Origin of the sequence: Chromobacterium indicum, from assembly GCF_039708975.1 — a bacterium.
GTDB lineage: Bacteria > Pseudomonadota > Gammaproteobacteria > Burkholderiales > Chromobacteriaceae > Chromobacterium > Chromobacterium piscinae.
In genome coordinates this window covers 285694-305794 of record NZ_JAYFSJ010000005.1, presented here as the reverse complement: position 1 = coordinate 305794, position 20101 = coordinate 285694, and the positions used below count along the sequence as shown (strand labels likewise).

16 protein-coding genes are annotated in these 20101 nt (G+C 62.3%); 9 read left to right on the top strand and 7 right to left on the bottom strand.

All coding sequences use genetic code 11. From position 1 onward, the window contains the following. The 5 genes from VA599_RS09445 to VA599_RS09425 form a co-directional block, all read right to left on the bottom strand. On the bottom strand, positions 1-787 hold a 787-nt coding region (locus VA599_RS09445), incomplete at its 3' end, for a type VI secretion system Vgr family protein (RefSeq protein ID WP_346788375.1). Positions 788-1395: 608 nt separating this feature from the next. Continuing rightward, the gene (locus tag VA599_RS09440) at positions 1396-3360 is read right to left on the bottom strand and encodes an acetyl/propionyl/methylcrotonyl-CoA carboxylase subunit alpha (protein ID WP_346788374.1); all 1965 of its coding nucleotides are present in this window, start codon (positions 3358-3360) and stop codon (positions 1396-1398) included. A 3-nt stretch (positions 3361-3363) separates the two neighbouring features. Continuing rightward, positions 3364-4968: a carboxyl transferase domain-containing protein gene (locus VA599_RS09435; protein ID WP_104945923.1), complete on the bottom strand. Its 1605-nt coding sequence runs from the start codon at positions 4966-4968 to the stop codon at positions 3364-3366. Positions 4969-4983: 15 nt separating this feature from the next. After that, positions 4984-6201: an MFS transporter gene (locus VA599_RS09430; RefSeq protein WP_346788373.1), complete on the bottom strand. Its 1218-nt coding sequence runs from the start codon at positions 6199-6201 to the stop codon at positions 4984-4986. Beyond that, entirely contained in the window at positions 6194-7405 is a 1212-nt protein-coding gene (locus tag VA599_RS09425) for an 8-amino-7-oxononanoate synthase family protein (protein WP_346788372.1), read from the bottom strand. The genes VA599_RS09430 and VA599_RS09425 overlap by 8 nt, the downstream gene beginning before the upstream one ends. A gap of 275 nt (positions 7406-7680) precedes the next feature. Here VA599_RS09425 and VA599_RS09420 point away from each other — a divergent pair, with 275 nt between their 5' ends. The 5 genes from VA599_RS09420 (at position 7681) to VA599_RS09400 (ending at position 14282) form a co-directional block, all read left to right on the top strand. Further along, complete coding sequence (locus VA599_RS09420) at positions 7681-7995, top strand: hypothetical protein (protein ID WP_346788371.1); 315 nt, start codon at positions 7681-7683, stop codon at positions 7993-7995. Positions 7996-8385: 390 nt separating this feature from the next. Then, entirely contained in the window at positions 8386-10977 is a 2592-nt protein-coding gene (locus VA599_RS09415; RefSeq protein ID WP_346788370.1) for a type VI secretion system Vgr family protein, read from the top strand. Between the two features lie 12 nt (positions 10978-10989). After that, a complete protein-coding gene (locus VA599_RS09410) occupies positions 10990-13131 on the top strand; it encodes a peptidoglycan DD-metalloendopeptidase family protein (RefSeq protein ID WP_346788369.1) in 2142 nt (713 codons plus the stop codon). A 2-nt stretch (positions 13132-13133) separates the two neighbouring features. Next, a complete protein-coding gene (locus tag VA599_RS09405; protein WP_152526805.1) occupies positions 13134-13655 on the top strand; it encodes a hypothetical protein in 522 nt (173 codons plus the stop codon). A gap of 18 nt (positions 13656-13673) precedes the next feature. After that, positions 13674-14282: a hypothetical protein gene (locus tag VA599_RS09400; RefSeq protein ID WP_346788367.1), complete on the top strand. Its 609-nt coding sequence runs from the start codon at positions 13674-13676 to the stop codon at positions 14280-14282. Between the two features lie 147 nt (positions 14283-14429). On the opposite strand, the gene VA599_RS09395 is transcribed toward VA599_RS09400, so the two are convergent. Further along, positions 14430-15299, bottom strand: a complete 870-nt coding sequence (locus VA599_RS09395; protein WP_021475350.1) for an MBL fold metallo-hydrolase — start codon at positions 15297-15299, stop codon at positions 14430-14432. Between the two features lie 125 nt (positions 15300-15424). On the opposite strand from VA599_RS09395, the gene VA599_RS09390 reads away from it, so the two are divergent. Then, complete coding sequence (locus VA599_RS09390) at positions 15425-16405, top strand: LysR family transcriptional regulator (RefSeq protein ID WP_104948034.1); 981 nt, start codon at positions 15425-15427, stop codon at positions 16403-16405. Between the two features lie 12 nt (positions 16406-16417). Next, positions 16418-16840, top strand: coding sequence for a hypothetical protein (locus VA599_RS09385; protein ID WP_104945919.1), 423 nt, complete (start codon positions 16418-16420; stop codon positions 16838-16840). Positions 16841-16911: 71 nt separating this feature from the next. On the opposite strand, the gene VA599_RS09380 is transcribed toward VA599_RS09385, so the two are convergent. Next, complete coding sequence (locus VA599_RS09380; protein ID WP_346788366.1) at positions 16912-18894, bottom strand: methyl-accepting chemotaxis protein; 1983 nt, start codon at positions 18892-18894, stop codon at positions 16912-16914. Positions 18895-19194: 300 nt separating this feature from the next. Here VA599_RS09380 and VA599_RS09375 point away from each other — a divergent pair, with 300 nt between their 5' ends. Beyond that, positions 19195-19659, top strand: a complete 465-nt coding sequence (locus VA599_RS09375) for an antitoxin Xre/MbcA/ParS toxin-binding domain-containing protein (RefSeq protein WP_158677475.1) — start codon at positions 19195-19197, stop codon at positions 19657-19659. Beyond that, on the top strand, positions 19656-20099 hold the full coding sequence (locus VA599_RS09370) for an RES family NAD+ phosphorylase (protein WP_021475355.1): 444 nt from the start codon (positions 19656-19658) through the stop codon (positions 20097-20099). Before VA599_RS09375 ends, VA599_RS09370 begins: the two co-directional genes overlap by 4 nt. The last annotated feature ends 2 nt before the right edge of the window (positions 20100-20101 follow it).

Sequence of the window (20101 nt, the reverse complement as noted above, 5' to 3'; positions counted from 1 at the left end):
GCTGGGTGGACACCGGCTGGTAGTCGAAGGTGGCCAGCGCCACGTTGCCGGGGACGATCTGGCGGCTGGCGTTCCAGGCGGTGAGGCCGTCTTCTTCTTCGGTCGCGTCGCTGCGGTGGAAGCGCACGCGTTCGATCTCGGCCGGCGGCAGGCTGTAGGCGTCGTCGAACACCGCCAGCTTGACTTGGGGCGCATCGCCGTCGATATGCTCGAAGCGCCAAGCGTAACCCTCTTCATGCAGCAGGCGGACGATGAAGCTGAAGTCGTCCTCGCGGTACTGCAGGCAATAGCTCCGCGGCTGCGCCGGGCCGACTTTGAACTCGATGGTCTGGGCGCGGGCGAACACCGGGTTGGCCGCCTGATGCTCATGGACGATCTGCTGGACGATGTCCGGCACGCTCAGGTCCTGGAACACCCGCGAGGTGCGGCGGTGGCGCAACAGCGCGATCGGCGGCTCGATGGTCAGGCCGTACTGGGCGAAGCCGCCGTCGGACCCCATCAGCCTGGCCTGGCTGACCACGCCGCAGCGGATGGTCTCCTGGCCCTGGGCGTCGGCAATGCCGATGCGGGCGGACTGGCCAAGCAGGGACTTGAGTTCGATGGCGCCGTCGGGGGACAGGCAGATAAGTTGATAACGATAGGCCTTGGACACGCCCTCTTCGCCATCCAGGCTGAGCGGCAATAGTTGTTCAGAGGCGATCTGGCCGCTGCCGAGAACTAGAGTAAGCAGGCGTTGATCTTGATTGAAAGAGGAAGCGAAGCTGGAGAGGAGGCTGTTAAGGTCCATGGCAATCCGAACTGGAAAAGGAAAGAACCCAGCAATGGGTTCTAGTATTCTACGTGCATAAACAGCCCGATTATCTTAGATTGGCCATCTCTGCCTTAACAGGCTTGCAACCACAGTGCGTCCAATTACCTGACCTAAAGAACAGGTAAGGAGAAGCTTTCACGCAACTAACCACCTGCAAATATTGCAAAAGCATATTTGAATAGTGGCAATCCCCATGTATGTGCTTTATGTGTTCAAGGGCTACCTGGCCCTTCTCGTACTCGCGGGTAACTCAAAGCCCGTCCCGATTCCATTCATAATCCCTGCCATGCCAGTGGAAGCCATCCTCTCCTGCCTGCAGACTGGCCCCGAGACGGCGGCTGCGCCTTGCCGCGCAAAGCACGGGCTGGTCCGCAGACCTGAGGGACTAGACGGATGAGCAGGTACTGCTTGCGCTGGCATCGGGCGAACTGAACATGTCCGGCAATCTGCTGATTGGCGATGAGGCGCGCGCGGTGGCTGGCGGCTGCCCACGCCGAGTTCATTTGGCTGGCATTGGCCGCCTCATGCCGATGCCCGCCCCGCCGTACAGCGGAGCGGGCTTTCGCCTTACCCAGTCAGGCCGCCTATTCGGCCTCTTCCGAGCCTAGGCTGACCAGCAGCGCGTCGGCATTGACGATGTCGCCGACCTGGCAGTGCAGCTCGGCCACGATGCCGGCGCAGGGAGCGTACAGGCGGTTTTCCATCTTCATCGCCTCCACGATGGCCACCACCTGCTGGGCTTCCACCCGGCTGCCCGCCGCCAGCGGCAAGGCCACCACGGTGCCGGGCATAGGCGTGCGCACCTGCAGCCCGCCGCCGGCCTCCTGCTCCGCCTGTTCCGCCAGCTCGGCGCGCAGTGCCACGCGCTGGCCGCCAACACTCAGCTCGACATCGTCGCCGCGCAGCAGCGCGAACCAGCGCCAGCCATCCACCTCGCCCTGCCAGCGCTCGCCGGCGCCGGACAGGCTGACGGCATGGCGCTGCCCGTCTACCTGCACCAGGGTTCGCTCGTCGTCGCGGTCGAGCAGCCAGGCCTGCCAGCGCTCGGCCCCGCTGCGGTAAGCCACCCGCCCCAGCGGCGCGTCCGGATCCAACGCGGCGCGGTCGTAAGCGCCGACGCCGCCCTGCCAGGGCGAGGCGGATTCGGCGCAGGCTTGCGCCTGGCGGATGGAGGCGGCGCAGGCCACGGCGGCCGTGAGGCGGTTGGCCTCCGGAGCTGCCGCCAGCTCGTCCACCAGATGGGTGTGCAGCTGGCCGGCCTGTACCCGCGGCTCGCGCAGCAGCCGCTGCAGGAAGCCCAAATTGCTGGTCAGGCCCAGGAGCTCGGTGTCGCGCAGGCCGGCCTGCAATTGCGCCAGCGCCGCGGCGCGGCCGGAGCCGTGGGCGATCAACTTGGCCAGCATCGGGTCGTAAAAGGCCGGCACCGCGCCGCCGTGGTCGAAGGCGGCGTCGACGCGCAGCTGCGCCGGCCAGCGCGTGTGCAGCGCGGCGCCGGGCATCGGCGCGAATTCGCGCAGCGGGTCTTCGGCGTACACGCGGCATTCGATGGCGTGGCCGTCGGCGCGGATGTCGGCCTGGGCCAGCGGCAGGCCCGCGCCGGCGGCGATGCGCAGCTGCCATTCCACCAGGTCCAGGCCGGTGATGGCCTCGGTCACCGGGTGTTCCACCTGCAGCCGGGTGTTCACCTCCAGGAAGTAGAAGTGGCCGTCCGGCGCCAGGATGAACTCGAAGGTGCCGGCGTTGCGGTAGCCTATCGCCTGGGCGCCGCGCACGGCGGCCGCCAGCAGCGCCTCGCGGGTGTCAGCCGGCAAGCCACAGGCGGGCGCCTCCTCGACGATTTTCTGGTGGCGGCGCTGCAGCGAGCATTCCCGCTCAAACAGGTGCACGGCCGCGCCGCGGCCGTCGCCGAAGATCTGCACTTCCAGATGGCGCGGCTGGGAAACGTAGCGCTCCACCAGCAGCCGGCCGTCGCCGAAGCTGGAGCGGCCGATGCGCACGGCGGCGTCCACCGCCTCGCGCAGTTCCGCCTCGCTCCACACCACCTGCATGCCCTTGCCGCCGCCGCCGGCGGACGGCTTGAGTATCACCGGATAGCCGATCTCGGCGCAGGTCTCCTGGATCAGGCCGTAGGATTCGGTGGCCTCGGGCGAGCCGGGCAGCACCGGCACGCCGGCGGCCTCCATCAATTGCCGCGCGCGGGCCTTGTCGCCCATCTGGACGATGGTGTCCGCGTCCGGGCCGATGAAGACCAGGCCGGCCTCGGCCACCGCGCGGGCGAAACCGGGGTTTTCCGACAGGAAGCCGTAGCCGGGGTGGATGGCCTCGCAGCCGCTGCGCAGCGCGGCGTCTATGATGGCCTGGCCGTTCAGATAGCTGGCGCTGGCCGGGGCCTCGCCTATCCATTCGCGCGCGACGGCGCCCCGCAGGTGGTCGGCTCCGGCGTCGGCGCTGGAGTGGACGGCGACAAACTCTATGCCCAGCCGCTGGCAGCTGCGGGCGATGCGGCGGGCGATCTCGCCGCGGTTGGCGATCAAAATTCGTTTGAACATGGGCTACATCCTGAAAACGCCAAAGCGGGTTTCGCGGGCGGGGGCGGCGGCGGCCAACGCCAGGCTGAGCGCCAGCCACTCGCGGGTTTGGGCGGGGTCGACGATGGCGTCCACCCACAGCCGTGAGGCGACGTACAGCGCCTGGCCCTGCCGTTCGTAGGCCTCGCGTATCGGCCGCTTGAAGGTCTCCTCCTCCTCCGCCGTCCAGGGCTTGCCCTGCTTTTCCAACTGCTCGGCGCGGATCAATGCCAGCACGGTGGCGGCCTGCTCGCCGCCGACCACCGTGGTTTTGGCGTTGGGCCACATCGCCATCAGCTGCGGGCCGATGGAGCGGCCGCACATCGCCAGATTGCCGGCGCCGTAGCTGCCGCCTATCAGGATGCTGAACTTGGGCACGCGGGCGCAGGAGGCGGCGTTGACCATCTTGGCGCCGTGCTTGGCGATGCCGCCGGCCTCGTACTCCGCGCCCACCATGAAGCCGTTGATATTGTGCAGAAACAGCAGCGGAATGCCGCGCTGGGAGCAGATTTCGATGAAGTTGGCCGCTTTTTGCGCGCTTTCCGAGAACAGCACCCCGTCGTTGATCAGCACGCCCACCGGGTAGCCGCCGATATGGCCGGTGCCGCACAGAATGCTGGTGCCGAAGCGGGCGCGGTACTCGGCGAAGGCGGAGTCGTCCAGCAGCCGGGCCAGGATTTCGCGCGCCGGGATGTGCTCGCGCGGATTGGCGCTGATGATGCCGGGCAGCTCGGCCGGATCGTGGCGCGGCGGCAGCGGCGCCTGCGGCGGCGCGTACTGCTTGCCCACGCCGCGGCGGGCGACGATGTCGCGCAGCAGCTGGATGGCGTGCTCGTCGCTGACCGCGTAATGGTCGGCCACGCCGCTGTCGCGGGTGTGAACGTCGGCGCCGCCCAGCGTCTCGGCGTCGACGATGACGCCGGTGGCCGCGCGCACCAGCTGCGGGCCCCCGAGAAAGATGGAGCCGTTGCCGCGCACGATGATGGTTTCGTCGCTCATCGCCGGAATGTAGGCGCCGCCGGCGGTGCAAGAGCCGAGCACGGCCGAGATCTGCGGCAGCCCCAGCGCCGACATCTCGGCGATATTGCGGAAGATGCGGCCGAAATGGTGCTCGTCCGGAAAGATTTCTTCCTGCAGCGGCAGGTAGACGCCGCCGGAATCCACCAGGTACAGGCAGGGCAGGCCCAGCTCGCGGGCGATGTCCTGGGTGCGCAGATGCTTGCGCAGCGTCAGCGGATAGTAGGTGCCGCCCTTGACCGAGGCGTCGTTGGCGAACACTGCCACCGCGTGGCCGGAGACGATGCCTATGCCGGTGACGATGCCGGCGCAGGGCACCGCGTGGTCATACACCTCATGACCGGCCAGCTGGCCGATTTCCAGGAAGGGCGTGCCGGGGTCCAGCAGCAGCGACAGCCGCTCGCGCGGAGACCGCTTGCCCTTGGCCGCCTGCTTGGCGCGGGCCTCGGCGCCGCCGCCCTGCAAGGCGGCGTCGCGGGCGGCGGCGATCTGCCCGCGCAGCACGCCATAGGCCGCCATATTGCGCTCATAGGCCTCGCCGCTGGCAGGGAGGCGCGATTCGATTCGAGACATATCCGATTCCTTGCGTCAGGCCGCGCGCAGGCGCGCCTGGAACAGAACTTGCAGAAGAGTGATCAGGCCGAGCCCGGCCACCGCCAGCGTCCAGGCGCCGTTGTGGTGCAGCAGCACCGAGGCGGTGGCGGCGATGCCGGCCAAACCTTGCTGCAGGAAGCCGCACAGCGCCATCGCGTGGGCGCCGTGGTCCTTGGCGTCGCTGACCGCGGTGGCCATGCTGTTGGGGAACAGCACCGCCTGGCCGAAAATGGTCAGGCAATACAGGCCGACGAACAGCAACAAGCCGGGCCTGGCCTCCAGCACGCCCAGGTGCCAGCACAACAGCATGGCGACGGTGGCCGCGGCCATCAGCAGCGCGCCGGTCCGCATCAGCTTCTTGCCGCCCAGCTTGGCGACGGTGCGGTTGACCACCATGGCGCCGCTGAAATAGGCCAGGCCTATCAGCAGGCCGACATTGCCGAAGCTGGCCACCGCCAGGCCGAAGTGCTCCTGGAACACGAAGGGGCTGACTTCCTGCAGCGTGACCGTGGTGGCGAAACCCAGGCCGCCGGCGCAAGCCGGCAGCACAAAACCGGGCCGGCGCAGGATCTGCCAGTAAGGACTGCCGCCGCGGCGCGCAGCCGCCGGCCGGCCGCCCTGCAGCGGCAGGGTCATGCTCAGCAATGCGGCCAGGATGCCGGTGGCGGCCATCAGCACGAAGCCCAGCTGCCAGCGGCTGTACTCGCCGATCAGCCCGCCGATGAACTGGCCGCCGCCCAGCGCCGTGATGAAGGCGATGGACAGCACCGACAGCCGGCGCGCCAGCTCGTCGCCGCTCCAGTTGTCGCGGACGATGATGCGGGCGATGATGGCCGCGCCGCCTGCGGCGATGCCCTGCAGCACCCGCAGCGCCAGCAGCTCGGCGGCGCTTCCTACGGCGGCCAGCAGCGCGCTGCACAGCACGAACAGCGCCAGCGAAGCCAGCAACGGGCCGCGGCGGCCCCAGCGGTCGGCGGCCGATCCCCAGAACAGCACCGGCAGCGCGGCGCCGACGACGAAGCCGGAGATAGACATCTCCACCAGGCTCTGGCTCATCGCCAGCTCGCGCATCACCGCCGGCAGCGACGGCAGATAGACGGTGGTGGCCATCTGCGCCATGAACACAATCAGGCAGCACAACACCATCACCCGCGCGGCCGGGCGCGCGGCCTCCCGCGGGGCGGCTGCAGTCTGAGCGGAAGCCTTACTCATGGCTGGCTCGCAGCTGCTTCAGGCAGGCGCCGAAACGCTCGATTTCCTCCACCGTCATATTCGCGCGGATCATGATGCGCAGGCCGGCGCGGCCTTTGGCGATCACCGGGAAGAAGATGGGCGAGGTGTAATAGCCGTCTTCCAGCAAGCTCTTGGCGTACAGGATGGTGCGCTCTTCCGAGCCGATGGAGACGAAGCGGATCGGCAGCATATCGCCGCTGTTTTCCGATTCCACGTGCTGGTCGAACAGGCGGATATTGTCCTGCAGCTTTTGCTGCAGCGCCGGCAGCTCGGCGGACTTGTGCACCGCCACCGACTCGATGATGGCGCCCAGGCCGGCGGTGTTGATGCGCTGCGACCAGGTCACCGGGCCGCCGAAGCGGGTGGCCAGCTTGCGGCGCTCGGCGTCGCCGCGCGGTCCCAGGAAGATGGCGCCGCCGGACGCGCCGAAACCCTTGTTCAGCGAAGTGACGATCAGGGTGCGGTCGTTGATCGCTCCCATCTCCTCCAGCACCAGGCCGCGGCCCAGATGGCCCAACGTGGACAGGCCGTGCGCCTCGTCGAAGAACAGGAACAGGCCGTACTTGTCCTGCAGGGCCAACAGCTCCTTCACCGGCGCCATGCCGCCGGTGCTGTAGACGCCGTCGGCAACATAGGCAACGCGGGCATGCGTCTTGCACAGGTCTTCCAGCGCGTTCAGATCGTTGTGCCGTATGGTCTGGATCTCCGTCTCGTCGGCGCAGATCGGCTTCATCATGTTCAGGCAGAAATGGGCGTTCTTGTCGAACACCATCAGCGGCGCCACGTCGCCGGTCAGCGCGCCGGAAGCCAGCAACGGCAGCGTGGCGGCGGCCGCGGCGGCGCAAGACGGCACCGTCAACGTCTCGGCGTCCACCAGGCTGGCCAGCGCCTCCTCCGCCTGCTGCAGGATGTCGAACTGCACCCGGATGCGCGAGATGGAGGTGTTGAGCGAGCCGGTGTTCAGCACCGCGTCCGCCGCGGCGCGCAAAATGGCCGGGTGAGAGTCCAGCCCCAGGTAGGAGTAGGACGACATATTGGTGAACTGCCGGCCGCTGGCCACCGCCTCATGACGGCCGTTGCCCAGGTTGCGGGTGGCGATATTGGCCATGCCGGCCGCGGTGGTGACATCCCAGAAGCTGTTGCTCAGCTGGATGGCTTTTTTGATATTGGTGTATTGATGCATCGTCTGTAGCCCCGTCTTGTGTTGATTGAAACGATTTGCGCTTCCCGCGCCGCCGTTCTGCGCGGCGGCTGCGAAAAGGCCAGCCCCGGATCTGATATCGGGTGGCATATGAATTGTATTCATATGAATTTTAAGTAAAATACTTAATAGAATTATCCTAAATGCATAGCATCAGCATGCAGGCAAGAATTAAAGCGACCGTATGATTTTTGGCATAACTTCGCTGGAGTGATGGCGACTGGGCACGCGCGGCCGGCCATCCGGCGGCAAGATGCGTGGGACGAGCAGGTGAGGAAGCAGGGCCTTGGAATGCCGGCGAGGCCAAGGCGCTGCTTGAGGAAGGACAGGCTGGCAGCCTGCGCCAAGCGTTTTTCACCAAAACCATGCGCAACCACCGCCAGCAAAAGCCTCGCCCCAGCCGCCTTGCCCTGGATAACGGCAAACTCGTCCGCGGCTGGATACTAGATCACACAGACGAAATGCTGATGCTGGCGGATGGCTATCAGATCTACACCATCTTGCTGGGCGACAACATTCGGCTGATAGACACGATGGCGATCAATGTGGATTGCAAGACTGCAAGTCCATAAGAGCGGCTAACAAAATTCCGTTCCATACCTGACTCAGGCACGACAAGGAAGCGCAACGCAGGATCAGGGGTTTTGTTAGCGGCGCTAAGCCCAATGCAACTCTGGGTAGCTGTTATCCATATCAACAAACAATGAGTATATGGCAGCAAGCCCGCCCAACTGGATGCGTGGCGGCTTTACATTCAGACACATACAAACTGATAGGCACGGTCCATCTAGATCCGGTGAGTACTATCGACCTGCCGGTCAAATAGCCTGTCCTTTGGTGCAAATCCCTTGGTTTTCTGCCAGGCCTGGCTTGTTACTGCCTTCACAAGGTCAATAGAATCCTAATCTTCTTCCTGCTCAATGACATACCTTCGCCTGAGGGTATCTTCGTCTGGAATGCCGATGGATCTGAACGCACTGTTGTCCAGCTTTGCTTCCGCCTTTGGCCAAGACCACCGGATGTTGACGCTGCAGCTTGGCAGCGGCCAAATCGCCGTCGAGCAACTGCTGCCGTTAAGCCTGGATGGCGAGGAAGGCGTCTCCCGCGCCTACCGCTACACGCTGACCAGCCTGTCGCCAGATGGCAACATCGAACTCAAGACCCTACTTGGCCAGCCCGCTCGGATCGGCATCGCCGATGCCGATGGCGACGAAACCATACGCTGCGGCGTGGTCAGCCAGGCCAGGCTGGCGGGTGCGGACGGCGGCTTCGCCAAGTATGCGCTGACCATCGAGCCGCCGTTCGCGCTGCTGCGCCACCGCAAGACCTCCCGCGTGTTCCAGGACCTGTCGGTGCCGGACATCGTCAAGCAAATCCTTTCCGAGCATCAGGCCGCCAATCCCGCCTTCGTTCGGGTGCAAACGCTGGACATCCAGGTGAAGCCAGCCCAGCCCCGCAGCTACACCCTGCAGTATCGAGAAAGCGATTTCGATTTCATCGTCCGGCTGCTGCATGAGGAAGGCTACGCTTGGCGATTCGTTCATCTGGATGAAGACGGCCCGCAGGTGGAGCTGGCCATCTTTGACGATGCCCACAGCCTACCGGCGTCGAAGCTGGAGCGGGTGCGCTTTCACCGCAGCGATGCGACGGAAGAAGAGGATGGCCTCACCGGCTGGGAAGCTACCCGCCAGATCGTGCCCGGCGGTGTGGCATTAGCCAGCTACGACTACAAGCCGGTCTACATCCAGCAGAGCCAGGATAGCAGTCGCGTGGACCAAGGCCAGACGGGCCAGTTCTTGCAAAGTAGCCTGACGCAGTACGACGCGCCGGGCCTGTACTATGCCGGCGACGAAGAACAATTGGGCCATTACGCCGAGCTGCGGCAACAGGCTAACGATCTGCAAGCCAAGTCGTTCAGCGGCAGCGGATCGGTGCGCGGGTTGTTACCGGGCGAGTGGTTCCGCCTGGACGACCACCCGGCGCACGATGGCGACAGCCACGAGCAGCGCGAATTCGTCGTCACCGGCCAAACCTTCCAAGTCCGCAACAACCTGCCGACAGACCTGGCCCAACATGTCGGCGCGGAGCAAAACGCGGCTCCCTTCACCACCTCGATACACACCCAACGCCGCGGCATCCCCTTGACACCGGCCTATGCCGGTACCGAACACTCCAAGCCAAAATCCCACGGCATGCAAACCGCCACCGTGGTTGGCCCGGCCGGCGAGGAAGTCCACACCGACGAACAAGGCCGGATCAAGATCCAATTCCATTGGCAGCGGCCGGATGAACACCCTGCCATTGGTGCCGGCCTCGACGACAAATCCTCCTGCTGGCTGCGCGTCGCCATGCCATCGGCCGGCGTCGGCTGGGGCCACCAGTTCATCCCTCGCATCGGCCAGGAGGTGATGATTGACTTCATCGAAGGCGACATCGACCGTCCAATCGTTAAAGGGGTGCTCTACAACGGCAGTCACTCAACACCAGACTTCAGCGGCGCCGGCGCGCTCCCCGCCAACAAAACCCTGTCCGGCATCAAGAGCAAGGAACACCAGGGCGGCGGCTACAACGAACTGCTGTTCGACGACACCCCGGGTGAAGTGCGGGCCAAGCTCAGTACCGAACCCGGCAAGACCCAGCTCAACCAAGGTTTCCTCACACATCCCAGAAGCAACGGTAAGGCTCAGCCGCTCGGCGAAGGTTTCGAACTGCGCACCGACCACCACGGCGCCATCCGCGCCGGGCACGGCTTGCTGCTGTCCACCGAGGCGCAAAGCGGCGCTTCTGGCAAGCAGCTGGCGCGCGAGCACGCGCAAAGCCAGCTGCAATCGGCTGTTGCCCTAAGCCAGGCTCTGGCGGAAACCGCCACCACCCAGTTGGCCGACACCATGGAAACCGGGCCGGATGAGATTGGCGAGGGCAACGCCAAAGCCGGTAAAAAAACCACCGGCCACGCGCAACATCAGCTGGACGCCCTGGCCGCCTGGGAGGCGGGAAGCAATACCGACAAAGACGGCAAAATGGCGAAAGATCAATCGGGCCAACAGCCGCAGCTAATCCTGTCCGCGCCAGCAGGCATCGCCAGCCTGACCGAGCTGAGCCAGACATTGGCGGCCGGGACCAATCTGAACATCGTTGCGCAACGCGACGCCAACCACACCACCGGCCGGCGCTGGCTCCACAATGTCGGTAAAAGCATCAGCCTGTTCGTAGCGGGAGTAAAAGACAAGGTGGCACTGAAGCTGATTGCCGCCAAAGGCAAAGTGCAGGTGCAAGCGCAGAGCGATGCGATGGAAATCACGGCGGATCAGGATGTGACGATTACTTCATGCAAGGAGCGGGTCGTCGTCAACGCCAAGCAGGAAATCCTGGTCACCGCCGGCGGCGGCTATATCCGCATCGCCGGCGGCAACATCGAGGTGCACTGCCCCGGCACGGTCAGCGTCAAGGGTGCCAGCCATGATCTGAGCGGGCCAGCGAGCATGAACCCGCCATTGCCGACGCTCCCCAAGGACAAGTACACCCCTCCCAATACCCATCCGTTCTCGGAATAAGCGGATAACAGCATGATTATCAGCCCTCCCATCCTCAAAACACCTCAAGGCAACGCCAGCGACGAACAATGGCTTGCCAACCTGATGCCGTTCTCTTCCCGAGGTGGCTTCCCCATCGCCAGCCGCATGGCGTGGCATGGCGGCCAACACATCGAACATACGGACACCGGCGCGCAAGGCGAACCGGTTCGCGCCATCGCCGACGGCACAGTCGTATACAAAAGAACGCCGTCACCAGATGCCGACAAAAAGCCGCTGGCGTATCAAGGAGAGACCGACAACGGCTGCGTGGTGATCAAACACAGTACGGAAATCGGCGAAGGGCCGGATGGCCAGATTGAGTACTACTCCATCTACATGCATCTGAAAGAGGTTTTCGTCAAAAACAAGCAGCCGGTGAACCGCAAGGACAGCCTGGGCAGCGTCGGCAGCTGCAACGGCAAGAACGCCATTCATCTGGAAATCATCTGCGACGACGCCAATTTGAAGAAGATCGTCGGCAGAAGCTCTGGCAAGCTGGACATCGGCGCCGATGGCCGGGACATGATCATCTATGGCGACATGCACTTCTACCTGCCGCCAGGCACGTCCTTCTTTGCCGCCATTGCCTCGCCACAGGCCCCCACAGGCAGCGGAGCGCCTGTGCATACTTCTGCGGTGCCTTTGTTTGTGACGATGCGATTCGAGCGCGGCAAGTGCTTGCTGACGACACGCCAGGAAGACCCGCAGCAAGCAGGCTTATATATCGAGTTAGACCCGCCGTTGGCCAATAGCGATGACAAATACGAATACAACCTTTACAGCAGAGCGGCCACTCTAGGCGATGCCTTCCATATCGCGCCGAGCGCTGCTTATGAATTGCTCCGCTTTGGCAGAGTCATCAATACGGAGAACGAAACACCCATCGCAGCCGGGGCCGTTCCGCATTGGCACAAGGTCAACTATCCCGGCGGCCAAGCCTGGGTCGATCTGAATGCGGCAGGCGTGAAAAAATTCAGTGACGCCGACTTCCCCCACTGGCTAGGCTGGGCCTTGATCGATGACGACCCAACACCCGACAGCCAGTGCAACTCCCCAACGCTTGAGAAATGGATCGTCGGGAGCTCAGGCAGCAAGTTGACAGCAGGTGCGCTAACGGCCGCGCTAGGGGATGCAAAAACCCAATCTCGGCTCTCACACGCGATTTGCAAGTTCCCAACCGAATGGGAAAAGGGACATATAGATACGCGATATGATTGGTTGAAAAAGAAGAGCGATGTGCTGAATGAGCCAATGACTGAGGAACAGTATGCTGATTTCAAAGCATACGTGGAGGCTTTGTCCTTCTGGGAGGAGGCTGGACTGGAGCTAAATAGTAACCATTGGCACTTTCATCCAAGACTATTTTTTTCACACTTTAGAAGATGTGGATGGATGGGAAAAGATGACATCTCCAGATTAATTAGGAAAACTTTACCCAATCCAAGCGTGATAAATAGAGAAGACCAAAACAGCGCACTGACAAAAGGAAACATATACGAATATCTTTCTACAGCCGATGAAAAGCGACCTGCACAATTATATCCAAACATATCGACTGTTATGAGAAAGTATCTTATTGTAACACCATTGCGAATATCTCATCTCATCTCTCAGTTAGCAGAAGAAACTGGCCGACTAAAAGCAATGGTGGAGGGCGGACCCGATTCATATTTTGACAAGTATGAACCCGGAACAGATCAAGGGAAAAAGCTGGGGAATACTGCCAAAGGGGATGGAAAGAAATTCAAGGGAAGAGGTTTGATCCAACTAACCGGCAGAGAAAATTATATAAGGTACGGCAAATATAGAAGAATTGATTTTTCTATAGAAAACCAATCGCAAACACTTCTAACGAGTGCCTACAAAACATGTGATGCTGCAGGTTATTTTTGGGCTTCAAAACAGAGAAACAAAATTAATGAAAAGAAAAAAATGGTTCCCTTGGGAGACTTAGGTATAAATTCCTGGGCAGACAAAGGGGCTGATTTAGAATCATCAAAACAAGTTACAAAATGCATTAATACTGCAGCACATCATTTCAATGAAGTCAGATGGCCATGCTTTCAGCATGCATGGTACGCATCAAATGATGAGACTGCCCCTCCAAAAAATTTCAGACCCATAGGAGAGTAGGCATGAAACTATTCTGGATTATATTACTATTTATCTCATGCAATGCGATCGCATCTGATAGAATTTCTTACTGCAATGGAATATTCACCTTCATCCCGCCCAAAACCTTAGATATCAACTTTATTAAAAAACAGTCAAAGCTAGACAACTGCAAGAGCGAGCTGACTGTTAAATTACAAAATGGCAAAAAAGCAGTAAAGCTCAGCTTTCCAAGCGAAAGCAATCAATTAGATGCAACGCCACCAACCAAGGAAGTGCTTGATGAAATAAAAGGAAAAAGTGCTGAAATAATCTACCAAAGCTATTTTGTGAAACATCAAAATGGTGATGTAAAAGTAGATACTTTTATCAAGAAAAATAAAGATGGAAGCGTTGAATCTATAGAAAAAGACTTTTACTTTTCAAAGAAAGACACTTACTCTATTTATGCAGCCTACAAAGCAAATCCAGATGATATGGACGATGCAGCAATGCTGAACTCCTTAGAAAGATTTTTCTTATCACTACAAGTGAATTGGAATTGAAAGGTATAAAATTTGTCGATGCTCTATCGTCAAAATGATTTGATGACTCACCAAGATTTTAATCCAGTGCAAAATTCATTTCTTTTTAGCATACGAATACTAATCACCTTAGCATTACTATTGCCGCATTCATCTTTTGCGAATGAGAAGGTCTGCATCAAAGATGTTAAATTTCTCTATTCAGCGGCAAACTGGAATAGACTAGGTGCAAAACTAGTAAGGAAAAATAGTTACCTTACAAATCAAAACCTACTTATCAGCGTAACAAAAAAAGAAAAGCCAAACATTATACCTATATCAGACTCGGATGCGCAGGAGGGGCTTGGTGTCAGGGGGAGTTGGTATCTAGGTGGTGTTGATGGCACATCAGGCCCTGCCTTACTAACTAGAAAGAATGGTTTTTCCATCTACGAAGCAACGGAAATATGTGGTATAACGTACAAGAATGGCATGTCAGGAACAGGGCTGTGCTATAGCGCCAGAATAATAGGAAAAAACTCTGACTTAGAAATAAATGCAGGATCAATTTCTTTCGAAGAGTTGAATAAAATATCCGATGTTTACAAAACAAATTCTATCAAGAAATTTAGGGAAATTGTTTACTCAGTAACGGATGGATGCAGATAAAACTCTTCACCAACTCAACGCCTCTAAGCCATCGCTAAAACAATGGCGACAACTATGTTCAATCCATCCAAATTGATTGAAGCAGCAGAGCCACTGAATAACAGAAATACTCCTTAACCTACTCAACACTACGCAACACCGCTGATTTCACAGAAACCGCCACCCATAACCATCACCCTCCCGGCTCACCACGCCCGCAGACGACGCGCCAAAGTGAGCGGTGAATACGGTGGCCTTGTGTTCACAGGCGTAGTCCAACAGCCAGCGGCGGGAGGCCCGCGCGCCGTCTTGTTCCCGGCAGAAGGCGGAGTTCCATTCCGGGTGGTAGACCTGAACCAGCGAGTGCATCGCGTCGCCGGTGAAGATGGCGGTTTCTCCTGCCGAGCGCAGCGAGATGGACATGTGGCCGGCGCAATGGCCAGGCGTCGGGTAAAAATGGAAGGCTTCTTCGTAATCGTCCCCCGCCGCATCAATGCCCACTCCTTGGCCGCTGGCCAGCACCGGCGCCACGCTGTCGTCAAACACGATGCGGCGCTTGTCGGCCTCCGACGTGGCGAAGAAGTCCAGCTCGCCCTGCGGCATCGCGTAGCGGGCATTGGGGAAGGTTGGCACCCAGCGGCCCTCCACCAGCCGGGTATTCCAACCCACGTGGTCGGCGTGCAGATGCGTCAACAGTACGTGGTCCACGTCATCCGGCGCTATGCCCAGGGCTGCCAGGCGTTCCAGAAACGGCGTGCGCAGCCGGTGGAACATGGCGCTGAACGGCCGCTCCTTGTCGTTGCCTAGCCCGGTATCGATCAGAAACACCTTGCCGCCCAGTTCCACCACCCAGGTATGCACGCTGAGGATGATGTGCTCGCCGCTGTCGTCCAGCAGGCCGCGCAATTGCGGCTGCTCGTCCAGCACGCCGTCGCGCCAGTCGGCGTACAGGTAGGCCGGGGTGATGCCGGTGAGCAGGGTGTCGGTCACGCGCGTCACGCGGGCGTTGCCGACGCGGTAGGTTTGGGCGTTCATCATGGTTCTCTCGATTGCCTGGGTGTCGCGGGATATGGGTCTACTATCCCGGAAAACAGACATGCCTTCCAATACCGATTTATGATTTTGTGATAATTTATAAGCATCACTAAATCGGGAGCGCCATCATGGAGCTGCGGCATCTGCGTTACTTCGCGGCGGTGGCCGAACATGCCAGCATGCGCGCCGCGTCGGAGCGGCTGCACATCACCCAACCGGCCATTTCACGCCAGGTGCAGGATCTGGAAGATGAGTTGGGCTTTGCGCTGTTCACGCGCTCACCACGGGGGCTGCGGCTGACGCCGGCCGGGGAATGCTATCTGCGCGATATCGGCAAGATCCTGGCGGCGCTCGACGCCGCTGCTGCGGCCGCGCGCCGGGTCGCCGACGGCGCGGCCGGACAGCTGCGGCTAGGCTATGTGGAAAACGCCGGCTGGGACGGCGCGGTGCCGCAGGCGCTGCACCGTTTTCAAGCCGACGCGCCGGAGGTGAGCCTGTCGCTGTCCACGCTGAACAGCCCGGAACAGCTAGACGCCATCGGCCAGAACGTGCTGGACGGCGGCTTCATCTACCAGCTGGACCCGCTGCCGGACGGCTTCGCCTCGCTGCCATTGCTGGAGCAGGACGTGGTGCTGGCGCTGCCGCGCGCCTGGCGGATAGAACACGACGAGACGCAGCCGTTCGACCTGCGCGCGCTGGCCGGGCGGCCCTTCGTCTCGTTCCCGCGCGCCGTCTATCCCGCCTACCATGACCGCCTGTTCAGCGCCTGCCAGCAGGCCGGCATCCGGCTGAACGTGGTGCAGGAGCAACCCACCGAGGCGGCGATGCTGTCACTGGTCTGCGCCGGCATCGGCGCCGCCATCGTCAACGCCGCCAATCTGGCGCGCCCGCCGGCGCAGGCAAGGTTTTACCGGCTGCAGAACCTGTCGGTGCCGCTGCCGCTGTGCTTCGCCTGGAAGCGTGGAAGCGGCAACCCGGCGCTGGCGCGCTTCATCGAAAGCTTGCACCAAACCATGGGAGAGACGCAGAACCTGTCCAGCCTTGCCGAAACAAGCCATGACGGCGAACGCTCCCCGAGCGGCGTCAAACAATCCTCCACCCACCGATAGAAATCCATGCCCATGAAGCGCCGCGCATTGCTCGCTCTCAGCCTGCTGGCCCTCACGGGCCAAAGCCTGGCCGCCAAAGACATCGCCCAAGCGTCAGACTTCCTGGAACATCTCCATCCCGGCACAAGCAACACGCCGCTGACGCATCACGATCTGATCATGGGCGACAGCTACCATCTCTATTTCACGTTCAACAGCAGCCAACCGCCCGCGCAATACCGGCAATGGACCGAGGAGCGGCTGCGCCGCGAACTGCTTCCCGTGCTGGACCGCTACGCCTGCGCCGATACGCTCGCCGCCAGCCCAGGAGACGACATGCGCTGGCCGGAATACCGCCGCAAGGGCGGCAATCTGGTGGCGCATGTGGAAAGTTTGGAGGACGTGGATTACGCGGTGGACGTGATCGCGCCGGGCCGGCCGGACATCTGCCGCTAACCTGCGTGCGCCGGCCATAAAAAAACGAGGCGGTTTTCCGCCTCGTTTCGCATGCTCGGCCAACCTGCCCGCTACAGCTTGAACCGCCCGATCAGGCTTTCCAGCTCCTCGCCCAGCCGCGCCAGCGCCACCGTGGCCTGCTGCGCCTGGTGGATGGAGTCGTCGGTCTGCAGCAGCATGCCGTGGATGTTTTCGATATGGCGGGCGATCTCCTGGCTGGCGCTGGATTGCTCGGCGGTGGAGACGGCGATGTCGCCCACCGCGCGCACCACCTGCTGCGCCTGGCCGCTGATCTGCTGGATCGACTGCGACGATTCGCCGGCCAGCCTCACGCCCTGCTCCACCTGCTCCAGCGCGCCGTTCATGCTGTCGGAGGCGTGGGTGGTGTCTTTCTGCATGGTCTGGATCACGTCGGAGATTTCCAGCGTGGCCTTGGCGGTGCGCTCGGCCAGCTTGCGCACCTCGTCCGCCACCACCGCGAAGCCGCGGCCCTGCTCGCCGGCGCGGGCGGCCTCGATCGCCGCGTTCAGCGCCAAGAGATTGGTCTGGTCGGCGATGTCGCGGATCACCGACACGATGCCGGAGATGCGGTCGGAACGCTGCTGCATGCCGCCCAGCACGTCGGCCAGCTGGCGCACGGTATTGGCGATGCGGCCGATCTCCGCCGCGGTGGCGTCCACATTGGCGGCGGCCTGGTTGGACAGGGTGTCCGCCTCGCGGGCGCGCTGCTCGGCCACCCGCGCCGATTCGGCGATATGAGTGACGCTGACCGACAGCTGCTCCACGCTGGCGGCGGTGGCGTTGGCCGCCTGCGACTGGCGGGCGGAGCTGTCGCGGATCTGGCCCACGTCGCCGGTCAGCTGGCGCACCGATCCCAGCATGCCGCCGGCGTGGCCGCGCACATCCAGCATCATCCGGCGCAGCGAGCCGGTAAAGGTATTGAACGCGCCGGCGGCCTGGCCGATCTCGTCGCGGCTGGCGATGGACAGCTCGCGGGTGAGGTCGCCGCTGCCGGAGGCCAGCTCGGTCATCGCCCCTTGCAGCCGGCCCAGCGGACGCAGTAGCTGGTTAAGCGTGGCGCCCAAAAGCAGCAGGATCAGCGCCAGGATGCCCAGGCTGATGAAGGCGGACTGCCAGCTGGCCGCGCGCACCGGCGCGAAGGCCTCGTCCTCCGGGATGGAGATGCGCACCGCCCACGGCGTGCCGGCCTCGCCCACCACGATGGGCATGATGAAGTGGCGGAAGCCGTCGTCGCTGCGGTATTCGGCCGGGCGGCCGTCCTTGATCGCCGCCTTGGCCTCGGCCGGCAGATCCGCCGCCGGCTTGCCGTTCAAGCCCGGCTGGCGGCCGGCCAGCTGCACGCCGCCGTTGGAATACAGGCTCATGAAGCCGGCGCCGTAAGGCTGCACCTTGGCCGCCATTTCCTGCAGATGGCCCAGCGCGATGTCGCAGCCGGCCACGCCCAGCACCTTGCCGCCGATATTGAGCGGGAAGGAGATGGTGCCCATCAGGATCTTCACGTCCGGATCGACATAGGGCTCGGTCAGCATCGGCTTGCCGGTCTTGCGCGGCTCGGTGTAGTAGGCGCTTTCGTCCACGCCGTCGCTGCCCCATACCACGTCCACCTTGCCCGCCTTGCGGAACCAGTACACGCCGTAACGGCCGGTGTGGTCGTTTTCCGGCTTGCCGGCCAGCTCGGCGTCGCGGCCGTCGAAGGCATTGGGCTCCCAATCCACCCAGTAGCCGACCGCGTCCGGGTTGTTGGGCAGCTGGCGCTTCACCACCTCGGACAGCAGCGAACGCCCGTTAGACGGCAGCGCCGCCTTCACGCCGGCGGCGGCCTCGGCCATCGCCTGCGCGGAATCATAGGTCTTGCCCAACATGCGCTGCACGCGGCCCGCCTCGCTGCCCGCCAGCAGGCGGGCATGCTCCAGCACCGCGCTTTCCGCGTTGCGGTAACTGTTGTAGATATTGGCCCCCGCCAGCACGGTAAAGCCGATCAGGATCAATAGGCCGGAGCCGGCCAGTATCTTGCCCTTGATGGTTGCAATCATGGTTCACCTCTTGCCGGATAAACCGCCCGCCCGATGACGGTCCGTCCGATTGTCTGCGTATTCATCGCGGAATGAGAATCGATAGTCGCCCCAGGCGCCCGCTCCCCCAGCTTGGAAGGTAACGCAGGAAACGTTCTAGCACAAAGGAATGATTACCGATGCCGCGCAAGGGGGGCGATGATACGCCCCGACCCACCAGCTGTCTCGCCAGCTGCGTAAAAACACGGTCCCTACTCAACCGGCTTGCCACTTCCTGGCAAAATGCCAATACTAAATAGGCAAATGCCTATGGAGGCCGCCATGTCCCAAGCCCTGTTCAAACCCGATGCCGACTCGCTGCCGGAGCAACCGCGCGCGCCGACGCTGCGTTTCGCCCGCCTGTCGCGCATCATCGGTCAGAGAGTGCGCTCCGACCTGGAAGTGGCGCGCTATGTCGCCAACGGCGCCGACACCGACCTGATCGACCATCTGGCCGGCGAAGGACTCACCCGCAAGGAGCTGGAATTCGTGATTCCGGCGCGCACGCTGTCCCACCGCATCAAAAAGCATGAAAAGCTGAGCCGCGACGAATCCGAGCGCGGGGTGCGGGTGGCCAGCCTGCTGGTGCTGGCGCAGCAGGTGCTGGGCGAGGAGGCCACCGGCTGGCTGCGGCAGCCGCTGCGCCGCTTCGACGACGCCAGCCCGCTGGCAATGGCGCAGACCGAGCAGGGCGCACGGCTGGTGGAAAACCTACTGGTCCAGATCGACGAGGGCTACGTCGCGTGATCGCCTGGCGGATCAGCAATTACGCCGATCTGAACGGCCTGGGCGGGCTGCGCGCCGACGGCCGCTGGCACCATGCCGGCCGGCCCGTCGTCTACCTGGCCGACCACGCCGCCAGCGCGATGCTGGAAATGCTGGTGCACAGCGAGCTGCGCCGGCTGCCGGCCAGCTTCCAGCTGCTGAAAGTGGAGCTGCCGGACGACGCCATGCTGGATCTGGACCCGGCCGCGCTGTCCGCCGACTGGCGCGCGCGCCAGGAAGACACCCGGCGGCTGGGCGACGCCTGGCTCGCGCAAGCGCCCAGCGCCTTGCTGCGGGTGCCGAGCGCGCTGGCGGTGGATGGCTGGAACCTGCTGCTCAACCCGCTGCACCCGGACGCCGGTCGTTGCCGGATTCTGCAAGCCATCGCCGCGCCGCTGGACGCGCGGCTGCGGCAACCCTGAGC

What these genes read in the sequence shown, in the direction of transcription:
- VA599_RS09375 (WP_158677475.1), top strand. Translation starts at nt 19,195, where the DNA reads ATGTCCCAAGCCCTGTTCAAACCCGATGCCGACTCGCTGCCGGAGCAA.
- VA599_RS09435 (WP_104945923.1), bottom strand. Translation starts at nt 4,968, where the DNA reads ATGTCTCGAATCGAATCGCGCCTCCCTGCCAGCGGCGAGGCCTATGAG.
- VA599_RS09395 (WP_021475350.1), bottom strand. Translation starts at nt 15,299, where the DNA reads ATGATGAACGCCCAAACCTACCGCGTCGGCAACGCCCGCGTGACGCGC.
- VA599_RS09430 (WP_346788373.1), bottom strand. Translation starts at nt 6,201, where the DNA reads ATGAGTAAGGCTTCCGCTCAGACTGCAGCCGCCCCGCGGGAGGCCGCG.
- VA599_RS09405 (WP_152526805.1), top strand. Translation starts at nt 13,134, where the DNA reads ATGAAACTATTCTGGATTATATTACTATTTATCTCATGCAATGCGATC.
- VA599_RS09380 (WP_346788366.1), bottom strand. Translation starts at nt 18,894, where the DNA reads ATGATTGCAACCATCAAGGGCAAGATACTGGCCGGCTCCGGCCTATTG.
- VA599_RS09425 (WP_346788372.1), bottom strand. Translation starts at nt 7,405, where the DNA reads ATGCATCAATACACCAATATCAAAAAAGCCATCCAGCTGAGCAACAGC.
- VA599_RS09410 (WP_346788369.1), top strand. Translation starts at nt 10,990, where the DNA reads ATGATTATCAGCCCTCCCATCCTCAAAACACCTCAAGGCAACGCCAGC.
- VA599_RS09390 (WP_104948034.1), top strand. Translation starts at nt 15,425, where the DNA reads ATGGAGCTGCGGCATCTGCGTTACTTCGCGGCGGTGGCCGAACATGCC.
- VA599_RS09385 (WP_104945919.1), top strand. Translation starts at nt 16,418, where the DNA reads ATGAAGCGCCGCGCATTGCTCGCTCTCAGCCTGCTGGCCCTCACGGGC.
- VA599_RS09440 (WP_346788374.1), bottom strand. Translation starts at nt 3,360, where the DNA reads ATGTTCAAACGAATTTTGATCGCCAACCGCGGCGAGATCGCCCGCCGC.
- VA599_RS09400 (WP_346788367.1), top strand. Translation starts at nt 13,674, where the DNA reads ATGCTCTATCGTCAAAATGATTTGATGACTCACCAAGATTTTAATCCA.
- VA599_RS09415 (WP_346788370.1), top strand. Translation starts at nt 8,386, where the DNA reads ATGGATCTGAACGCACTGTTGTCCAGCTTTGCTTCCGCCTTTGGCCAA.